General features: G+C 72.1%; 15 protein-coding genes and 8 pseudogenes. 10 read left to right on the top strand and 13 right to left on the bottom strand.

Annotated features, from left to right (window positions below; genetic code table 11):
- Positions 1–67 (top strand): annotated as a pseudogene (locus ABZ646_RS20135) (helix-turn-helix domain-containing protein); the annotation flags it as partial.
- Between the two features lie 4 nt (positions 68–71).
- Positions 72–647 (top strand): annotated as a pseudogene (gene def / locus ABZ646_RS20130) (peptide deformylase); the annotation flags it as partial.
- A gap of 21 nt (positions 648–668) precedes the next feature.
- Here def and ABZ646_RS20125 read toward each other — a convergent pair.
- On the bottom strand, positions 669–1,952 hold the full coding sequence (locus tag ABZ646_RS20125; RefSeq protein WP_360520342.1) for a geranylgeranyl reductase family protein: 1,284 nt from the start codon (positions 1,950–1,952) through the stop codon (positions 669–671).
- Positions 1,953–2,051: 99 nt separating this feature from the next.
- Here ABZ646_RS20125 and ABZ646_RS20120 point away from each other — a divergent pair, with 99 nt between their 5' ends.
- Together ABZ646_RS20120 and ABZ646_RS20115 are read left to right on the top strand one after the other, a co-directional pair.
- Positions 2,052–2,588, top strand: coding sequence for a GNAT family N-acetyltransferase (locus ABZ646_RS20120; protein WP_360520339.1), 537 nt, complete (start codon positions 2,052–2,054; stop codon positions 2,586–2,588).
- A gap of 110 nt (positions 2,589–2,698) precedes the next feature.
- On the top strand, positions 2,699–3,007 hold the full coding sequence (locus ABZ646_RS20115) for a PASTA domain-containing protein (protein WP_360520337.1): 309 nt from the start codon (positions 2,699–2,701) through the stop codon (positions 3,005–3,007).
- Positions 3,008–3,051: 44 nt separating this feature from the next.
- On the opposite strand, the gene ABZ646_RS20110 is transcribed toward ABZ646_RS20115, so the two are convergent.
- Positions 3,052–3,747 carry a demethylmenaquinone methyltransferase gene (locus ABZ646_RS20110; protein WP_360520335.1) on the bottom strand — a complete coding sequence of 232 codons (696 nt, stop codon included), beginning with the start codon at positions 3,745–3,747 and terminating at the stop codon, positions 3,052–3,054.
- 24 nt (positions 3,748–3,771) lie between these two features.
- Positions 3,772–4,236, bottom strand: a pseudogene (locus tag ABZ646_RS20105) (acyltransferase); the annotation flags it as partial.
- A gap of 5 nt (positions 4,237–4,241) precedes the next feature.
- Here ABZ646_RS20105 and ABZ646_RS20100 point away from each other — a divergent pair.
- Positions 4,242–4,934, top strand: a pseudogene (locus ABZ646_RS20100) (chitinase); the annotation flags it as partial.
- Between the two features lie 90 nt (positions 4,935–5,024).
- Here ABZ646_RS20100 and ABZ646_RS20095 read toward each other — a convergent pair.
- The 5 genes from ABZ646_RS20095 to ABZ646_RS20075 all read right to left on the bottom strand — a co-directional run bounded on the left by ABZ646_RS20095 (position 5,025) and on the right by ABZ646_RS20075 (position 11,094).
- On the bottom strand, positions 5,025–5,477 hold the full coding sequence (locus ABZ646_RS20095) for a hypothetical protein (RefSeq protein WP_360520333.1): 453 nt from the start codon (positions 5,475–5,477) through the stop codon (positions 5,025–5,027).
- Between the two features lie 7 nt (positions 5,478–5,484).
- Entirely contained in the window at positions 5,485–6,699 is a 1,215-nt protein-coding gene (mqnC, locus tag ABZ646_RS20090) for a cyclic dehypoxanthinyl futalosine synthase (RefSeq protein WP_360520331.1), read from the bottom strand.
- Positions 6,700–6,771: 72 nt separating this feature from the next.
- Positions 6,772–7,605 (bottom strand): A24 family peptidase, encoded by an 834-nt coding sequence (locus tag ABZ646_RS20085; protein WP_360520329.1) that lies wholly within the window; start codon positions 7,603–7,605, stop codon positions 6,772–6,774.
- A complete protein-coding gene (locus ABZ646_RS20080) occupies positions 7,602–10,589 on the bottom strand; it encodes a BTAD domain-containing putative transcriptional regulator (RefSeq protein WP_360520327.1) in 2,988 nt (995 codons plus the stop codon). Before ABZ646_RS20080 ends, ABZ646_RS20085 begins: the two co-directional genes overlap by 4 nt.
- 154 nt (positions 10,590–10,743) lie before the next feature.
- On the bottom strand, positions 10,744–11,094 hold the full coding sequence (locus tag ABZ646_RS20075) for an SsgA family sporulation/cell division regulator (protein WP_360520325.1): 351 nt from the start codon (positions 11,092–11,094) through the stop codon (positions 10,744–10,746).
- A gap of 202 nt (positions 11,095–11,296) precedes the next feature.
- On the opposite strand from ABZ646_RS20075, the gene ABZ646_RS20070 reads away from it, so the two are divergent.
- From ABZ646_RS20070 to ABZ646_RS20060, 3 genes and pseudogenes are all read left to right on the top strand, one after another.
- Positions 11,297–12,634, top strand: coding sequence for a sigma-70 family RNA polymerase sigma factor (locus tag ABZ646_RS20070; RefSeq protein ID WP_360520323.1), 1,338 nt, complete (start codon positions 11,297–11,299; stop codon positions 12,632–12,634).
- A 22-nt stretch (positions 12,635–12,656) separates the two neighbouring features.
- Positions 12,657–12,803: pseudogene (locus ABZ646_RS20065) on the top strand (ATP-binding protein); the annotation flags it as partial.
- A pseudogene (locus ABZ646_RS20060) lies at positions 12,800–12,942 on the top strand (hypothetical protein); the annotation flags it as partial. The pseudogenes ABZ646_RS20065 and ABZ646_RS20060, both read left to right, overlap by 4 nt.
- A 64-nt stretch (positions 12,943–13,006) precedes the next feature.
- Here the strand turns inward: ABZ646_RS20060 and ABZ646_RS20055 are convergent.
- Entirely contained in the window at positions 13,007–13,984 is a 978-nt protein-coding gene (locus ABZ646_RS20055) for a threo-3-hydroxy-L-aspartate ammonia-lyase (protein WP_360520321.1), read from the bottom strand.
- A gap of 87 nt (positions 13,985–14,071) precedes the next feature.
- On the opposite strand from ABZ646_RS20055, the gene ABZ646_RS20050 reads away from it, so the two are divergent.
- On the top strand, positions 14,072–14,755 hold the full coding sequence (locus ABZ646_RS20050) for a PAS domain-containing protein (RefSeq protein WP_360520319.1): 684 nt from the start codon (positions 14,072–14,074) through the stop codon (positions 14,753–14,755).
- Positions 14,756–14,767: 12 nt separating this feature from the next.
- Here ABZ646_RS20050 and ABZ646_RS20045 read toward each other — a convergent pair.
- The 3 genes and pseudogenes from ABZ646_RS20045 to ABZ646_RS20035 all read right to left on the bottom strand — a co-directional run.
- A pseudogene (locus ABZ646_RS20045) lies at positions 14,768–15,181 on the bottom strand (VWA-like domain-containing protein); the annotation flags it as partial.
- Between the two features lie 2 nt (positions 15,182–15,183).
- Positions 15,184–15,603: pseudogene (locus ABZ646_RS20040) on the bottom strand (hypothetical protein); the annotation flags it as partial.
- A gap of 119 nt (positions 15,604–15,722) precedes the next feature.
- Positions 15,723–16,520 carry an SAM-dependent methyltransferase gene (locus tag ABZ646_RS20035; protein ID WP_360520317.1) on the bottom strand — a complete coding sequence of 266 codons (798 nt, stop codon included), beginning with the start codon at positions 16,518–16,520 and terminating at the stop codon, positions 15,723–15,725.
- A gap of 227 nt (positions 16,521–16,747) precedes the next feature.
- Between ABZ646_RS20035 and ABZ646_RS20030 the strand changes: the two genes are divergently transcribed.
- Positions 16,748–17,137 carry a cold shock domain-containing protein gene (locus ABZ646_RS20030; RefSeq protein WP_360520315.1) on the top strand — a complete coding sequence of 130 codons (390 nt, stop codon included), beginning with the start codon at positions 16,748–16,750 and terminating at the stop codon, positions 17,135–17,137.
- Between the two features lie 55 nt (positions 17,138–17,192).
- Here ABZ646_RS20030 and ABZ646_RS20025 read toward each other — a convergent pair whose 3' ends face one another.
- Complete coding sequence (locus tag ABZ646_RS20025; RefSeq protein ID WP_360520313.1) at positions 17,193–18,089, bottom strand: DUF3152 domain-containing protein; 897 nt, start codon at positions 18,087–18,089, stop codon at positions 17,193–17,195.
- Between the last annotated feature and the right edge of the window lie 133 nt (positions 18,090–18,222).

Genomic DNA, 18,222 nt, shown 5'->3' with positions numbered 1-18,222 from the left:
GTCGGACATCGCCTCGTCACTGGGTCTCGCCAAGGGCACCGCCCACGGCATACTGCGCACCCTCCAGCTCCGCCCCCGAGGCCCGGCGCGGTTCGGTGCGCCGGATCACCGAAACCGGTGAGGACGTCCTGCACAAGCCGTGCCGGGACGTCACCGAGTTCGGGCCCGACCTCGCCGCACTCGTCGACGACATGTTCCTCACCATGTACATCGCCGACGGAGCAGGCCTCGCCGCCAACCAGGTCGGAGTCGACCTGCGGCTGTTCGTGTACGACTGCCCCGACGACGACGCTGTCCGGCATGTCGGGCACGTCGTCAATCCCGTCCTGGAGGCCCAGGACCCGGCCGAACGGCGGCTGCTGGACGACAGCGAGGGTTGTCTGTCGGTGCCGGGTGCCGTCATGGAGGTGCCTCGGCCGGACCGGGCGGTCGTGCACGGGCAGGACAAGGACGGCAATCCGCTCACCGTTGAGGGAACGGGGTATTTCGCCCGCTGCCTCGCGCACGAGACCGACCATGTGAACGGACGCGTGTATCTCGACCGGCTCTCCAAGCGGGAGCGGAAGGAAGCGCTGCGACAGATGGCGGACCGGCGGGAGGACGTCTACGCCCGCCGGTCCGCCAACATCGAGGCGCTCGGTTCCTAGGGCCTGTCGCCCCAGACGCGGTCAGGCCTTCGGGGCCACCTTGCTCAGGCCGTTGATGATGCGGTCCATCGCGTCGCCGCCGGTCGGATCGGTGAGGTTCGCCAGGAGCTTCAGGGTGAACTTCATCAGCAGCGGATGGGTCAGGCCGCGCTGGGCCGCGATCTGCATGACCTTCGGGTTGCCGATGAGCTTCACGAAGGCGCGGCCGAGCGTGTAGTAGCCGCCGTAGGTGTCCTTGAGGACGCGCGGGTAGCGCTGGAGGGCGAGTTCGCGTCCGCCGGGCGTGGCCCGCGCGTGGGCCTGGACGATGACGTCGGCGGCGATCTGGCCGGACTCCATGGCGTAGGCGATGCCCTCGCCGTTGAAGGGGTTCACCAGGCCGCCGGCGTCGCCGACGAGCAGCAGACCGCGCGTGTAGTGCGGCTGGCGGTTGAAGGCCATGGGGAGGGCGGCCCCGCGGATGGGGCCGGTCATGTTCTCCGGGGTGTAGCCCCAGTCCTCGGGCATGGAGGCGCACCAGGCCTTGAGGACCTCCCGCCAGTCCAGTTCCTTGAAGGAGTCGGAGGTGTTCAGGACGCCGAGGCCGACGTTGGAGGTGCCGTCGCCCATGCCGAAGATCCAGCCGTAACCGGGAAGCAGGCGGTCCTGGGGGCCGCGGCGGTCCCAGAGTTCCAGCCAGGACTCCAGGTAGTCGTCGTCATGACGCGGGGAGGTGAAGTAGGTCCGGACGGCCACGCCCATCGGGCGGTCCTCGCGGCGGTGCAGGCCCATCGCGAGGGAGAGCCGGGTGGAGTTGCCGTCGGCGGCCACCACGAGGGGGGCGTGGAAGGTGACTTCGCGCTTCTCCTCGCCGAGCTTGGCGTGCACGCCGGTGATCCGGCCGGTGCGGTCGTCGATGATCGGGGCACCGACGTTGCAGCGCTCGAAGAGCCGCGCGCCGGCCTTCTGGGCCTGGCGGGCGAGCTGTTCGTCGAAGTCGTCGCGCTTGCGCACCAGGCCGTAGTCGGGGAAGGAGGCGAGATCCGGCCAGTCCAGCTGGAGGCGGGTGCCGCCGCCGATGATGCGCAGGCCCTTGTTGCGCAGCCAGCCGGCCTCCTCGGAGATGTCGATGCCCATGGCGACGAGCTGCTTCACCGCGCGCGGGGTGAGTCCGTCGCCGCACACCTTCTCGCGCGGGAACTCGGTCTTCTCCAGCAGAAGTACGTCAAGGCCGGACTTGGCGAGGTGGTAGGCCGTCGTGGAGCCGGCTGGCCCCGCGCCGACGACGATGACATCGGCGGTGTTTTCGGAGAGGGGCTCGGTCACGACAGGGTCTCCCCAAGGCTCGAAATCTGCGTGCCGACGGGCACTGGACACGGGCAGTCTATTCAGCGGAACTGATCACCCGGCTGAAGGGCTGCCCCTGTGAACCGAGCTCTCCCCGCGGTACGGCTGCGTGTGCCCACGCACGAGGACGCGTTCGCCTGGCACCGGACCTTCGACGACCCGGAGGTCATGGAGTTCTACGGCGGCAGGCCCGCGGAGCTGTCCGTCTACGAGGAGCTCACCGCGCGCCAGCGCCGGCACGACGCGGAGCTGGGTTTCTGCCTGTGGACGCTGACCGGCGAGACGGGGGAGGTCATCGGCTTCACCGGTGCGCAGCCGTGGGCGCCGGACTGGGGGCCGAGGGGCGAGATCGAGATCGGCTGGCGGCTCGGGCGGGCCCACTGGGGGAAGGGGTACGCGACGGCGGCGGCGCTGCTGACCCTGGAGCGGCTGCGGGCGACCGGTGTGCCGAGGGTGGTGGCGATGGTGCGGCCGGGCAACGAGCGGTCGGTCGCGGTCACCCGGCGCCTCGGGATGGAGCCCGCCGGGTCGTACCCGCATCCGCGGCTGCCTGAGGACGCGCTCTGTTTCCGTCTCGACCTGCGGGCGACGACTCAAGTCCGTAACCCAGAGTAACGATCTGTTACAGAAAGACACGCAGCGCTTCCGGCCGCCGTGCGCCCGGGGTTACCCTTCCAGTACCGCTGGGGGTGACATCTGTGTACATAACGCCCAAAACACCCGAAGTGCGTGTGCCACGGCTGGTCGGCCTGATGGCCGTGGACGCGCGCGAGACAGCCCAGGCGCGGGGTCTGTCCCTCAACGCGCCGGACCGGCCGGACTTCCATCTCACGGTCGTCGACTACGTCGTACGCCAGTTCCCGCAGCCCGGTGCCGAGGTGCCGCGGGACTCGATGGTGTACGTGTGGTTCGACTTCGGTGAGGGCGAGGGCGGCGGGGGCGTGCGCGAGCCGCGCATCCCACGGCCGCCGAGCGGCGGGCTGCAACGGGAGCTGGACCGGCCAGGGGACGCCTTCGAGGTGAGCAGCCTGTGAGCCCCGGCGGGTCCCCGAGGGGGCTCAGCCCCCCGGGTACCGGATCAGGCCTCCTTGTAGCCCCGGTGCAGGGCGACGATCCCGCCGGTGAGGTTGCGCCAGGCCACCTTCGACCAGCCCGCCCCGCGCAGCCGGGCGGCCAGTGCGGGCTGGTCGGGCCAGGCGCGGATGGACTCGGCGAGGTAGACGTAGGCCTCGGGGTTGGAGGAGACCGCGCGGGCCACCGGCGGCAGCGCACGCATCAGGTACTCGGTGTAGACGGTCCGGAAGGGCGCCCAGGTGGGGTGTGAGAACTCGCAGATCACCACCCGGCCGCCGGGGCGGGTCACCCGGTGCATCTCGCGCAGGGCCGCGTCGGTGTCCTGGACGTTGCGCAGCCCGAAGGAGATCGTCACGGCGTCGAAGGTGTCGTCCTTGAACGGCAGCCGGGTCGCGTCCCCGGCGGTGAAGGGCATCCAGCCGGTGCGCTTCTTGCCGACCTGGAGCATCCCCAGCGAGAAGTCGCAGGGCACGACGTAGGCGCCGGCCCGGGCGAACGGCTGGGAGGAGGTGCCCGTGCCGGCTGCCAGGTCGAGGACCTTCTGCGCGGGCCGCGCGTCGACGGCCCTGGCGACCTCCTTCCGCCAGTGCCGGTCCTGGCCGAGCGACAGCACGTCGTTGGTCAGGTCGTACCGTTCCGCCACGTCGTCGAACATCGAGGCGACTTCGTGCGGCTGCTTGTTCAGGGAGGCGCGGGTCACGCCCGCCATTCTTGCAGCACACCCCTACGGGAGGAGCTTCGGCTTCTTCTTCGCGGCCACGTCCTCCACCCAGCCGCACAGCAGGACGAAGACCGCGATCAGGATCCAGCCGACGCCGAACATGAACCACTGGCTGTCCAGGGGGAGCCACTTCTCGAACGCGGGCACGTTCCACATCCGGTCGATCAGCGGGACCGCGAGGATCAGGGCGATCTCGTGCCAGAGGTAGATCGTCACCGCGCGCGCGTTGAACACGGTGACAGTGCGGTCGAGCCGCCCGAACCGGGTCAGCCAGGCGAAGTCGATGCGGAAGTAGGCCTTCGCCCACATCAGAAGCAGCACGAACCCGGCCGACCAGAAGGCCTGCGCGAGGGGGTTCTCGTCCAGGTCGTAGGTGCCGAAGTCGGCCTGGTGCGAGAAGGCGTACCAGCCGCCGTAGCCGAGCGCGGCGAGCGCGCCGACGACCACCAGGGCCGGCTTCATGCGCTGAGGGCGGCGCGACGGTCCGGGTGTCCTTCGGCGGGGCCTCCGGGAAGGAGCTGGCGACGACCTGCTCCAGCGTGACCAGGCTGGCCGCGGCGTACGGTGCCGCGCTGGACGCCGCGGGGTCCAGCCAGGCCGACTTCGACATCGAGGGCACCACGCTGACCGACTCGGACTCGGTCGCCCTGCGCTCCGCGGCGATCGCGTTGCTCCAGAAGCAACGGCCGGACCTGGAGGTCTCCTTCACGCTGCCCGTGATGCCGTCGGGGCTCGACTCCGACGGCCTCGCGCTGCTGGAGTCCGCGAACAAGTACGACGTGCAGGTCTCGACGGTCAACATCATGACCATGAACTACGGCGAGTCCTACGACGGGGACATGGGCGACTACGCGGTCACCTCGGCGAAGGCCACGCACAAGCAGCTGAAGAAGGTGTTCGGGCTGTCGGACGCGGGCGCGTGGGGCGGGATGGCGCTGACCTCGATGATCGGGGTGAACGACGTGGACGGGGAGACGCTGACGCCGGCCGACGCGAAGGACGTGCGGGCGTTCGCGGAGGAGAAGGACATCGCGTGGGTGTCGATGTGGTCGACGTTCCGGGACGTGCAGTGCGGGAGCGGGAGTTCGGGGTCCGATGACGCGGCGACCAACTGCAGTGGCGTTTCTCAGAGTTCCGGGGAGTTCGGGAAGGCGTTCGCAGGCTGAATGTCGGATGCGGGCCCGTGGGGGCTGGTCGCGCCCACGCGGCGGCAGCCGCAGATTCACTACGGCCCCGCGCCCCTGAAGGGACGCCGGCTACTTGCGTCTGTGGACGAGGCGTCCGGCGCATACCGTCGCGATGCACGCCCCGGCCACGTCGAACACCGCCAGGTCGGCCCGGCCCGTCACCACGAGCACCGGTGTCCGGGCCGTCGTACCCCGCAGCACCGCCACGTCGTTGCGCTCCGCCGCCGCCCGTAGTTCGGCCGTGTCGGCGTACCGCTCCAGGACCGCCGTCGCTCCCAGCTTCAGTACCTCGTGTACGCGCTCGCGCGGGCTGGGGGCGTCCGGGAGGGGGCCGTCGTGGACGCGGGCCGGGCCGAGTACGCCCGGCCAGTTCCGCACCCGGGCGGTCGGGAAGCGGTCCCGCAGGTCCGCCAGGGTCCCCACGGCGGCGATCCGGCCGCCCTCGACGACGACGGCGCCGTCCTTCAGGGCGGCGCCGTCCCAGTCGTGACGGACCTCGTCCGCCGCGTGGATCGTCAGCACGGCCGGGTCAGTTGGCGCTGAGCAGCTTCAGCTCGGGGTGGGCCGTGCCACCCGCGATCGCCGTCGAGGAGATGTGCGACATCACGCGCTCGTCGACCGGGTCGTTCGCCGGGTCGTCGTGGACGACGAGGTGCTCGTACGTCGTGGCGCGCTGCGCCGGGACCCGGCCCGCCTTGCGGATCAGGTCGATGATCTCCAGGCGGTTGGAGCGGTGCTTGGCGCCCGCCGACGAGACGACGTTCTCCTCCAGCATGATCGAGCCGAGGTCGTCCGCGCCGTAGTGCAGGGAGAGCTGGCCGACCTCCTTGCCGGTGGTCAGCCAGGAGCCCTGGATGTGCCGGACGTTGTCGAGGAAGAGGCGGGCGATCGCGATCATCCGCAGGTACTCGAAGAGGGTGGCCTGGGTGCGGCCCTTCAGGTGGTTGTTCTCGGGCTGGTAGGTGTACGGGATGAAGGCCCGGAAGCCGCCGGTGCGGTCCTGGACGTCCCGGATCATGCGCAGGTGCTCGATGCGCTCGGCGTTGGTCTCGCCGGTGCCCATCAGCATGGTCGAGGTCGACTCCACGCCCAGCTTGTGCGCCGTCTCCATGATCTCCAGCCAGCGCTCGCCGGACTCCTTGAGGGGCGCGATGGCCTTGCGGGGGCGCGCGGGCAGCAGTTCCGCGCCGGCGCCCGCGAAGGAGTCCAGGCCGGCCTCGTGGATCCGGGTGATGGCCTCCTCGACGGAGACGCCGGAGATCCGGGCCATGTGCTCGACCTCGGACGCGCCGAGGGAGTGGATGACCAGCTGCGGGAACGCGTCCTTGATCGCCTTGAAGTGCTTCTCGTAGTACTCGACGCCGTAGTCCGGGTGGTGGCCGCCCTGGAACATGATCTGGGTGCCGCCCAGCTCGACGGTCTCCGCGCAGCGGCGCAGGATGTCGTCGAGGTCGCGGGTCCAGCCCTTGTCCTTGTCCTTGGGCGCCGCGTAGAAGGCGCAGAACTTGCACGCCGTGACGCACACGTTCGTGTAGTTGATGTTCCGCTCGATGATGTACGTCGCGATGTGCTCGACACCCGCGTACGTGCGGCGGCGCACGGCGTCGGCGGCGGAGCCCAGCGCGTGCAGCGGGGCGTCGCGGTAGAGGACGAGCGCTTCCTCCGGGGTGATCCGCCCACCGGCTGCGGCCCGGTCGAGGACGGCTGTGACATCAGAAGAGGTGAGGTCGGCCTTCTCGGTCACCGGGGCGTCCCTTTCGTCAAGGGTTGTGGACGGACCGAACCAGCCTACGCCAGCCTCTTCCAGCACCCGACCTCAGGCCGTGCGGGCGCCGATCAGCAGCCCCGCGAAGGCACCCGCGATCAGGAAAGGACCGAACGCTATCGCCGTCTTGCGCCCGGCCCGCCGTACGACGACGAGCGCACCGCCGTACAGCGCGCCGCACAGGAAACCGGCGAAGGTGCCGAGCAGCACGGTGGGCCAGCCGTACCAGCCGAGGACGGCGCCCGTGCCGAGCGCCAGCTTCACGTCGCCGAAGCCCATGCCGCCGGGGTTGACGAGGAAGAGGACCAGGTATCCGGCGCCGAGCGCGAGCGCCGCGTACAGGGAGGTGAGCCAGTCACCGGCGTGCTCGGGGAGCAGGGCGGCCACCCCGAGGAGGGCGAGCGCGGCGGCCGCGAGGGGGAGGGTGAGGGGGTCGGGGAGGCGCTGGACGCGGAAGTCGACGACCGCGAGGAGGACGCCGACGGGCGCCAGCAGCAGCCAGACCGCGAGTTCGGGGCGGGTGCCGGTGGCGAGCGCGAGGGCGACACAGGCCAGGGCGGTCGCGAGGGCGAGGAGGACGGCACGGGGACCGTACCGGGCCGCGAGATCCGTGGTCCGGCGGTACGGCTCCTCCCGGACGGCTTCCGCCAGCGCGACGTCGTACCCCTGTTCCGTCCCGTTCCTCCTGTCCGTGGCCGGCGTGCACGGCGTGCACCGGGCGCGTCCCAGCCAGCCCTCGATCCGGTGGCCCGCCGGGCACGTGTCGTGCCACGGCTCCCCCGCCGGTGCCGAGAAGCGGTACGCGGCGCGCGGGAGCAGGGCGCCGGCCGCCGCGCCCCAGAGGGCGGCGGCGGCCGGCAGGGCGAGGTCCGAGGCGGTGGTCATCCGGTCGCGGCGGCGCCGTCGCGCCAGGTCGGGAGGAGTTCGTCGAGGAGGGCCTCGGTGCGCGGGGGCAGGCCGCGCGCGCCGCTGCGGGCGATGAGCTCGGCGGCGAGGGCGCGGATGCGGTCCGGGTCGCCGGTGGCGTGCGTGGCGCGCAGCAGTTCGTGCCACAGGCGCTCGTCGTCCGGGGCGGTCTTCAGTGCCGCGCCGAGCGCTTCGATGGCCTTCTGCGCCCGGTCCTTCTCCAGGTGGAACGCGGACAGGGCGAGGCCGATGTCGGCGACCAGCAGCGGCAGCTGGGCGTCGATGATCTCGTGGGTGAGCCAGCGGTACCGGCCCTCCGCGCGGTCGGCGAGCAGCGGACCGCGCACCAGGACGAGCGCGTCGGTGAGGAGGCGGCCGCGGACCGCGCGGCTGTCGACGCCCTTGCCCTGGGTGGCCTCGTGGTAGAGGGAGCGCAGCACGTCGAGGTCGGACACGACCGACTTGGCGAGCACCAGTCGCCCGGTCGCGTCGGTCCGCAGGCGCGGTCCGCCGTCCGGGTCGGTGCCGAGCCAGCCGCGCAGCCGTTCCAGGAGGGCGTCGCGGACGTCCTCGGTCACCCCGCGCGGCCACAGCGCGGACGACAGCACGCGCGGGTGCACGCCCTCGCGGTGCAGGAGGAGCAGCGCGAGGGCCTCGTGGAGGAGGGCGCTGCGGTCCCCGTCCGGGGTGTCCAGGCCGATGATCTCGTACGGCCCGACGAGCCGCGCGTACACCGCGGGCCGCCCCTGTTCGCTGATGTCGACCAGGAACGGCGGGGTGGTGGTGGGTCCGTCCGGGTCGTGCTCGGGGTCGGCCTCCACGAACAGCTCGACGACCGCGTGCTGTTGCACGGCGGGCAGCAGCTGGGCCCGGAGTTCGAGGCCGAGCAGCGGGGCGAGCAGCCTGCCGTCCGGGGTGATCTCCATCGCCCAGGCCGCGCCGGGCAGGTCGTCGCTCTCGGTGCCGACGAGGTAGCCGATGCCCAGCCGGGCGGCGTCGGCGGCGAGTTCGGCGAGGCGCACCGCGTCCTCGGCGGACGGCTGGGTGGCGAGCAGCACCAGGTTCGGCGCCCAGCGGGTGTGCTGGGCGGGCCCGGTGCGGCCGGTGAGCACCGACTGGTGGTCGGCGGCGCCGAGCGCGCCGCGGCGCTGCCGGGTCTCGGCCGCCATCGTCTCGAACAGGGCGTCCACGTCGTCGAGGTGGCGCAGTCGGCTGGGGGCGAGCGGGATGAGGTCCGCGCCGAAGCCGACCAGGGTGATGGTCATACGGTCCGACCAACCGTTGGTGGCGAGTTCGGCCGCGACGGAGGCGAACAGGGCGGCCCGGTCGGCCTCCCGGCCGCTCAGCGAGACGATGCCGGGCACGGCCTCCAGGTTGAGCAGCAGCCGCGAGTCGTCCATGGTGCCGAGGCTGACCAGACCCGGGTAGGGCGCGGCCGCGTCGGTGTCCTCGTAGCGCTCGGCGTCCGCGCGCGACAGCGTCCAGAACGTCTGGTCCTGGCCGAGTTGCCAGGGCGCCGGGGGTTTGCCGGCCGGCTGGGCGAGTTGCAGGTGCAGGTCACCGTGGCTGAGCCAGGCCGCGTAGACGACGGGCAGCGAGCGGGACTCGGCGGTGAGAGCGGCGGACAGTCCGCGCAGCGACAGGTCGAGCAGGCGTACGCCCTCCGGGTCCGCGCCGACCAGCAGCGCGTCCTGCACGTCCTGGGCGTCGCCGGTCGGGGTGGGCGGCTCCATGCCGCGTCGGCCGCCGACGGCGCCGAGCGCCGACTGCCACAGGGCCTGCCGGCGCCGGCGGCCGAGGGCGGCGAGCAGGCCGGCGGCGAGGAGGGGAGCGCCGAGGAGGGCCTCGGGGAGACCGAAGGAATGGCCGAAGGAGTGGTCGGCGGAGTGGCCGGTGGAGGGGTCGGCGGAACCCTGCGCGTGTGCCGCGGGGGTGGCGGCGTCACCGGCCGGGCGCTGGGCGGGCACGGTGATCTGGGCGGTGGCGCCGTCCTGGTCCGCGTGCTGTCCGCCGCCCTGCTGCTGGTGCTGGGCGTGGTCGCCGGTCCTGGCGTAGTCGCCGATCTGCTGCCGGACCTCGGACGGGACGTGCGCGTCGGGGTTCTCGACGAGTTCGCCGCCGTGCGCGTCGCCGGGCATCTCCATGATCCAGCCCGGGCGGATCAGGCTGGCTTCGGAGAGCCGGGAGCCGTCGGGCTGGACGCGGTCCTTGTTGAGCTCGTAGATCTCCTTGTACCGGCGGCCGTCACCGAGGTGGCGCTGCGCTATCTCCCACAGCGAGTCGTGGTGGCGGCCCTCGGGCGGCTGGATCCGGTAGTACTTCGTGGTGCCGTGGGCACTCGTGCCGCCGTGCTCGGCCTGGGCCGCAACATGGCCGGCCTGCTCGGCGAGCGCGGCGGCGGTGCTCTTGGCCTGCTCCTGCTGCTGGGCGAGGATGCCCGGGGTCGCCTGGGCGGCGGCGACCGTGCCCTTCTGGTTGCCCTCCAGGCTGTGGCCGAGCTGCGACAGGCCCGGGGTGAAACTGGCGGCGGTGGCGCCCACCAGCAGCAGCGCGGCGACGAGTTGCCGGGCGAGCAGCTGGCTGGGACCGGCGCCGGGGACCCGGCCGGGCAGGCCGACGCCGGAGACGGCGGCCTTGACCTCCACCAGCACACAGGCCGTGAACTGGGCCCAGGCCAGCCAGACGATGACGGTCAGGGTGTTCAGGAAGGTGTCGACGCCGATCGGCTGCGACAGCCAGCCCATGCTGGGGGCGCTGGTCGGCAGGGGCCAGCCGACGGTCACGGCGAGGGCGCCGGGGACGCCGACGACGAGGACGAGCAGCACCACGAAGGCGAGCAGCGCCTTGACGAAGTCCCCGAACGTACGCCTGCGCACCCGCACCGGCTGCGGGGTCCGGTTCCGCGGACCCGACGGGTTCCCGGTCGGTCTTCCCGTCGAGCCTGATGTGCTGCGTCGCGCCATGGCGGGTGTCCTGGGGTCGTGTGCGGACAGAGTGGGCCGGGGGCGCATCGAGCCTGTCGAGATCCCCTTGACGATCCTATTGACTGGCACCGACGGCGTCGAAGGGGGAGAGCGCGGAACCACCGCTTCCTCCGCACGTCCCGCACAACTCCCGTCAGCCGTCGACCCGCAGGGCGGACAGCAGGAAGCGGGTCAGGGCGGAGGTGGGGAAGGTGATGGCCGCGACGCCCTCCTCCGCCCTCAGCTCCACCACCGTGCGCGCGCTTCCGTAGGGGCGCACCTGGACGTTGCCGAACGCGGCCGGGGCCGCCAGACCCTCCTGGAGCAGGGCGCGGGCGAAGGTCCAGGTGACCTCCTCGCCGTCCAGGGAGATCCACGGCGGGAAGACGAAGTGCACCGCCTGCGGGTCGGCCGAGGTGTAACGGAGCGTCGCGGGGACCGCCACCTCCTGCTCGTCGGCGGTGAGCAGGCGGGCGCCGGTGGGCTGTTCGACGGTGATGGACACAGGTGCTCTCCCGGGGTGCGGTGCGGTGGTGGGCCGTCCTACTCCTCTGAGCGCCATTCGCTCGTCTCATTACGCGGAAGCCACAAGGAAGTTGAGTGACGTGCGTCACTTGTTGAGGCGCATGAAACTTTGATTGAACGTTTTGTCATCTACTCTGACAAACCCTTCCCCAGCCCCTGGCCGGCAACTGGAGCGTTCCGCCATGCCCGACGGTTCCTCTGCAGTCATCAGCACCACCGATTACGCCCGGATCTACGAGGAGCAGCAGCCGCGGCTCGTCGCGTACGCCCGCTCCCTCACCAGGAACTCCTGGGCCGCCGACGACCTGGTCGCCGAGGCGCACTTCCGGGTCTGGCGGCGGCTGGCCGAGGGCCACGAGATCGACAACGTGTCGGCGTACCTGACGACCACCGTCCGGCACCTCGCCTACGCCGCCGGCGGTGCCGTGCGCGAGACACCCAGGGATCCCCACGCCGACGAGCAGGCGGAGGCCGGCCGGCACGGCGAGGACCCGGCCGAACAGGTCTCCTCCGTCGACCTCCTCGTACGGGTCCTCGCCCAACTCCCGGAACGCTGGGTCAAGGCGCTCTGGCTCGCCGAGGCCGAAGGGCAGCCGCTCGCGCAGATCGGGCCGCAACTGGGCACCAAGGAAGGCGCGACCGCGGTCCTGCTGCACCGCGCCCGGGAAGGGATGCGGCAGGCCTTCCTGCGCACCCAGACCGGCGCGCCGGACGACCCCGCCTGCCAGGTGCACTGGAGCCGGATGCCCGCGTACGTGCGCGGGGCCGCCACCCAGCGGCAGTCCGACCGGCTGCTCGGGCACGTGGACGACTGCGCGGACTGCCGGGCCCGGCTCGCCGCCCTGATGCGCGCCAACGACCGGCTCCCCGCCCTCGTCGGCCCCGCCCTCCTGGTCTTCGCGGTCGGCGGCACGGCCGGCCGCTTCCTGCTCACCCAGCCGATGAACCAGACGGAGCAGCAACTCAGACTCACCGTGCAGGTGTTGCGGGAGCGTCAGGAGCACGAGCTGGTCAACAACCGGGACTTCGGCCTGCTCCACAACGCCGACCACGGGCAGCGGATCTCCACCCGCTCGGGCCCGCCGACCCCGGACGACCTGGACGAACTGCTCGCCATGCGGCGCGAGACGACCCACCTGTTCGCGCATCCGCGGGCGATCGCGGCGTTCGGCCGCGAGTGCAACAAGCGCGGTCTGTACTTCGGCGGCGTCGAGGTGGGCGGCCACCGCCTTCCGGCCTGGCGCGGCGTCCCGCTGCTCCCCTGCGGCAAGATCCCGGTCTCGAAGTCCCGCACCTCCTCCATCATCGCGATGCGGGCAGGCGAACAGGACCAGGGCGTGGTCGGCCTCTTCCAGACCGGTCTTCCCGACGAGGTGGAACCGGGCCTGAACGTCCGCTTCATGGGCATCAACGAACAGGCCGTCGCCTCCTACCTGGTCAGCACCTACTACTCGGCCGCCGTCCTGGTCCCCGACGCCCTCGGCGTCCTGGAGAACGTGGAGGTGTCGCGCCGGGACTGAGGAGCCGTGTTCCCTCCACGCCGCGGGCGCCGACGCCTTCACCTCGGGCCTGTTCACCCGCTTCGACATGACCTGCCTGGTGGTCGAGCCGACCCGCAAGTGTCTGCCCGTGTGCCGCCAGTACCGGGACCACGCGGCCGAGTTCGGCATCCCGGTCGCCGCGGTCGGCACTTCGGGGTCGCCCCCGCGTTCCAGAACTGCCACCGGGTCGCGGTGTTCCCGCCCGAGGCGCGCGGCGGCCGGACGCACCGGCGCTTCACCTCGACGCGAGCGCAGACCCCCACCAGTCGCCGGAGTTCCGCGACTGCGGACCCGGTGCCGGACAGCCGGTCCAGGAGCCGCGGAGACCCGTGCTTGCGCCCCCTGGGCCGGCTACTCGGGCCGGGCGGCGAAGAGTTCGGCGAACCGCTCCGCGCCCACGTTGCCGCCGGAGAGGATGACGCCGATCCGGCGCGGCAGCGGCGCGACCCGGTGGGCCAGCAGCGCGGCCAGACCGCTCGCGCCGCTCGGCTCCACGACGGTCTTCAGCCGCTCGAAGGCGAACCGCATCGCGTCCCGGATCTGGTCGTCGCTCACCAGCGAGATGTCGTCCACCAGACGCTGGTTGACGGAGAAGGTCAGCTCGCCGGGGATGTCCGCGGCCTGGCCGTCGGCGATGGTTCTGGGCACCGGGACGGAGACCCGCCGCCCCGCCTCCAGAGACCGCTTGGTGTCGTCCCCGGCCTCCGGCTCGACCCCGACGATCCGGATCCCGGGCAGCAGTCCCTTGGCCGCGGTGGCGCTGCCGGCGATCAGCCCGCCGCCCCCGACCGGCACCACCAGGGCGTCCAGGTCGCCGACCTCCTCGATGAGTTCGAGGGCGGCGGTGCCCTGCCCCGCGATCACGTGCGGGTGCTCGTACGGCGGGACCAGGGCGAGCCCGCGGTCGGCGGCCAGGGCCTCGCCGATCGCGACCCGGTCGCCGGTGTAGCGGTCGTAGGTCACGATCTCCGCGCCGTATCCGGCCGTCGCCGCCAGCTTCGCGCGCGGCGTGTCCTCGGGCATCACGATGACGGCGGTGGTACCGAGTTCACGGGCGGCGAGGGCGACCGCCTGGGCGTGGTTGCCGGAGGAGTAGGCGGCGACACCCTTGGCCAGCTGCCCGGCGGACAGTCGGGACACCGCGTTGTAGGCACCCCGGAACTTGAACGCGCCGATGCGCTGGAGGTTCTCGCACTTCAGGAAGACCTCGGCGCCGACCAGCTCGTCCAGGGTGCGCGAGCGCAGCACGGGGGTGCGGTGGGCGACCCCCTCGATCCGCGCGGCCGCGTCGCGCACGTCCCGGAGGGTCACGGGCGGGGTGTCGGGCATGTTCGTCCTCCGTTCGACGACAGTCGTCTAGAATTATTGTCTATCATTTGGACGCAAAGTCCAGACCCGACCGGAGCGGGGGCACCGATGCCACACGGATCGCCACGAGAGGCGGGCGGCGAGGCCGCGGCGCGGGCGGAGCAGGACGCGATCATCGCGGCGCTGGCCCCGGTCGTCGACGGGATCGTGGCGACCTTCGGATCCTTCTGCGAGGTCGTCATCCACGACTTCCGCCGCCCGGAGCGGTCCGTCGTCGCCATCGCCGGGTCGGTCACCGGCCGAGGGGTCGGCGGGTCGATGAGCGAGATCGGCATGAAGCTGCTGGCGGCCGGGGACGAGGCGGGCGACGAGCTGAACTACCTGACCCGCACCCGGGACGGAAAGCTGGTCAAGTCCTCCACGATGGTGCTGCGCGACTCGGCCGGTACCGTCTTCGGGGCACTGTGCGTCAACCTCGACGTCACCGTCGTGAACCAGATGCACGCCCTCGTCGGCGGCCTCGCCGGGGTCGACGCCGTGCCCGGGACGGCGCCGACCACCACGTTCGGCGACGACATCACCGCCGTACTGGACTCCGTCGTCGACGCCCGCCAGCTCCGCCAGAACAAGCCGTGGCACCAGCTCAGCCGGGCGGAACGGATCGAACTGTTCCAGGACCTGGACCGGCAGGGCGTCTTCGCGGTACGCGGCGCGGTGCAGCAGGTCGCGACGCGGCTCGGCATCTCCCGCGCCTCCGCCTACAACTACCTGGCCGCGACCCGCACCCGCTGAGCCGCCGACCGGTCACCCGATCTCGACGACACGCGCCCAGGCGGGTGGCTCGTCCGGTACGTAGCCGTCCTCGCTCCAGGTTCTGCCGTACCGCCTCGGGAACAGGCCCACCACCGTCCGGCACGGCGGCTGCGCCTGGGGCCAGGGCGTCTGCCCGTCGGTCAGGGCCACCACGACGTCCGGCGCCGGGCGGGCCCGCAGCGCTCTGGCGAAGCCCGCGCGCAGGTCCGTACCGCCGCCGCCCACCAGCACGATGCCCTCCGCCCGGCACAGCGGGTGCGCGGTCCGGGCGGCCGCGTCGCAGGACACCACGGACATCAGGTCGCGGCGGCCGCCGACGGCCCGGGAGACGGCGGCCACCTCCAGCAGGGCACCGCCCAGTTCGGCGTCGCTGACCGACGCGGAGGTGTCGATGACGACGCAGACCCATGCCTGCGGGCGGCGGGCTCGCCGAGGGTGCCGTCCCAGACCGCGAGGCCGACGCGCTGTGCGGCGCCGGCCCAGGCGGGCGGGGTCCGCACCACCAGGTGCAGGGGCCTGCGCCCGCTGTCGTAGCGGGCGAGCGGCATGGTCAGCCCGGGACGCAGCAGACCGGCGGGGGCGATCCTCGGCAGGTGCCAGCGCAGCAGGTCGGCGCGGATCCGGTCCCGGACGTCCCGGCCCTGGTCGCGGGCCAGGGCACGCAGGTCGAGGTCGATGTCGAAACCGGCGGCCGCGCAGGCCCCGGCCCAGTCGCCGGTCTCCCGGCGGGCGGTCGCGGTCTCGATCATGGCGGGCGGCACGGCGAACTCGCGTACGCGCCGCCAGAGGGTGAGGCGGGTGTCCCCGTCCGTGAGGTGAGTGGCCATCAGCGCTCACCTTGCGTGGACGGGACCCCCGATCCGTGAAGAGAGTGAGTGGTCATCGCCGGGAGCATACGGTGAGCCGGCCGGCCAGGCATTTACGCGCCCGCCGTCCTGACGATCGCTCAGTCCTTCTTGACGGCCACTCCGCCGTAGAAGCCGATCTCTTCCGAGCCGGCCGGCGGGGTGGTGTCCGGGCGCCAGAACGGGACCTGGGCCACGCCGGGCTCGACCAGCTCGAAGCCCTCGAAGAACCGCTCGACGCGGTCCCGGGGGCGCAGCGTCATGGTGGCGGTGGCGTTGTTGTAGACGGCCTGGGCGTCGCTGCGGTCGGCGAAGTCGGCCGTGGCGTGCGAGAGCACCAGGAAGCTGCCGGGCGGGAGGGCGTCGCGCAGGGTGGCGACGATCCGCTCGGGCTCCTCGTCGTCGCGCACGAAGTGCAGGATGGCGACGAGGAAGAGGGCCACCGGCCGGCCGAAGTCGATGACGCGCCGCACCTCGGGGTGGTCCACGACGGACTGCGGGTCGCGGAGGTCGGCGAGGACGATGCTGGTGGAGCCGGAGCGGCTGAGCAGCGCGTCGCCGTGCGCCTTGACGATCGGGTCGTTGTCGACGTAGGCGACGCGCACGTCGGGTGCCAGCCCCTGGGCGACCTCGTGGATGTTGGGCGAGGTGGGCAGCCCGGTGCCGACGTCGAGGATCTGGCGGACGCCGCTGTCGATGACGTGGCGGACCGCCCGCTGGAGGAACGCCCGGTTGGCCCGCACCCCGATGAACACCTCGGGCGCGACGGCGGCGAGCCGGTCGGCGGCCTGGCGGTCCACCTCGTAGTTGTCCTTGCCGCCCAGCAGGTAGTCGTAGATCCGCGCGGGGTGCGGCTTGCTGGTGTCGATCTCCACGGGCCGTATGCCGTCCTGCGTCACGTGCGCTCCTCTCAACGGCCGCCCCGGCCCCCCTTGGCACACCGACGGCAGGCGACAGCTTTCCACACCAACTTCACTGCCCACGCACCGAGTTCCCCTGCCACACAGGTCACACGGTGCACAGCCGCCACTCCGACCGGTGGGCGGAGTCGCCCGGGCCGGACCGATCTGACTACCATCTGGTCCAGGTGTCCGGGCAGGTGTCCCGGTTTGGTTGGGGGTTTCGTATGGTTACCGGTCGTGTGGTGCGGTTCGACAGCTCGCGCGGGTACGGGTTCATCGCTCCGGACGGCGGCGGCGAGGACGTCTTCCTGCATGTGAACGACATGCAGATGCCGGAGTCCTACGTCCGGCCGGGTGTGGCCGTGGAGTTCGAGATCGAGAGTGGCGAGCGCGGGCCGAAGGCGTCCGGCGTCCGGCTCGCCCGGGGAGCCGACGTCAGGACGCTCGGCCCGGACGACGATTCGCTGTGCGACCTGCTCAGCGCCGACGAGTTCACCCGCGAGGTGACCGAGACGCTGCTGGCGTCGGCGCCGACCCTGACCGCCGAGGAGATCGTGCGGGTCCGGGGCGCCCTGGCCCAGTTCGCGAAGAACCACGGCTGGATCGAGGGCTGACCCGCCCCCGGGCGGATCCGGGGAGGCGGCGGGCCCCTTCCCGGGGGTTCCGGGGTCACGGCACGGCGGGTCCGGTCAGGTAGCGGCCCTGCTCGTCGTACGGCCAGACGTTGGGCAGGCAGCCGTGCATGCCGTCGATCTGCTGCATCATCACGGGGGCCGGCCGGCCGGGTCCGGGACAGGTGACGTGGCCGTGGTGGAGGAAGTGGCCGACCTCGTGGTTGATGATCAGCGCCCGGTAGTCGTCGACGCGCTTGGCGTAGACGGGGGTCGCGAGCAGCCAGCGCCTGAGGTTGACCATCACGTGCTGGGCCACGTTGCAGTTGACCCGGCCCCTGGTGCGCAGACCGTACTGCCCGCAGATCCTGTCCACCGTCCCGGGCGTCGCGACCTGGACGAAGAAGTCGGCCTGACCGCTCGACACGCGTTCGAACGCCGAGTGGCCGTCGGTGGTCCAGCCGCGCCGGTCGGCCAGGATCCGCTCGACCTGACGGGCGACGTCGGCGGTGGACAGGCTGATGCCGTTCTCGACCTCGACCCGGTAGCGCAGGACGGTGCCCGACCCGACCCGGGTGCTGGAGCCGGCCGCGGTGACGAAGGTGCCCGGACCCGTGGCCGGGATCGAGGGCGTCGCCGAGGTGCCGGTGTCCGGGGAGGCCCCGGCGGTGACCGGGTTCGGTGAAGGCGACGGCGACTGTGAGCCGTGCGCCGGGGCGGTGGCGCCGAGGCGGCCGGACCGGGCCCGTTCGGTGGGCTCGCCCCGTGCGTCGGCGGGTCCGTCATGCGTACCCGAGGAAGCCGTGTACACAGCCACGAGACCGACGCCGACCAGGACGGCCAACGCGGCCAGGGCTCCCCAGAGCGGCCCGGTCCGTCTCCGGTCCCGGCGGACGGCGTGCGAGGGACGGCCGCGACGAGGGCCACCGGACGAACGTGCTGTGGGCGTGGTCATGACCGTCAGGCTGTGATCGGAATGTGATCGGACCTGGCGCAAACGATAACGAAGAGATAACGGACGCGACGTTGCAGGTTTATATGATCGTCCCGTAACAACCGCACGGCTGTGCGGATGCCCTGCAGATGCC

The sequence above is a fragment of the Streptomyces sp. NPDC007162 genome (assembly GCF_040634175.1).
Classification (GTDB): Bacteria; Actinomycetota; Actinomycetes; order Streptomycetales; family Streptomycetaceae; genus Streptomyces.
The sequence above is the reverse complement of the archived record's forward strand: the minus strand, read 5'-3'. Positions and strand labels throughout refer to the sequence as shown.

Bases quoted from the DNA above. Each gene is read 5' to 3' on its own strand.
- ABZ646_RS20055 (WP_360520321.1), bottom strand. From the start codon at position 13,984: ATGCCCGACACCCCGCCCGTGACCCTCCGGGACGTGCGCGACGCGGCC.
- ABZ646_RS20030 (WP_360520315.1), top strand. From the start codon at position 16,748: ATGGTTACCGGTCGTGTGGTGCGGTTCGACAGCTCGCGCGGGTACGGG.
- ABZ646_RS20050 (WP_360520319.1), top strand. From the start codon at position 14,072: ATGCCACACGGATCGCCACGAGAGGCGGGCGGCGAGGCCGCGGCGCGG.
- ABZ646_RS20080 (WP_360520327.1), bottom strand. From the start codon at position 10,589: ATGGCGCGACGCAGCACATCAGGCTCGACGGGAAGACCGACCGGGAAC.
- ABZ646_RS20070 (WP_360520323.1), top strand. From the start codon at position 11,297: ATGCCCGACGGTTCCTCTGCAGTCATCAGCACCACCGATTACGCCCGG.
- ABZ646_RS20025 (WP_360520313.1), bottom strand. From the start codon at position 18,089: ATGACCACGCCCACAGCACGTTCGTCCGGTGGCCCTCGTCGCGGCCGT.
- ABZ646_RS20085 (WP_360520329.1), bottom strand. From the start codon at position 7,605: ATGACCACCGCCTCGGACCTCGCCCTGCCGGCCGCCGCCGCCCTCTGG.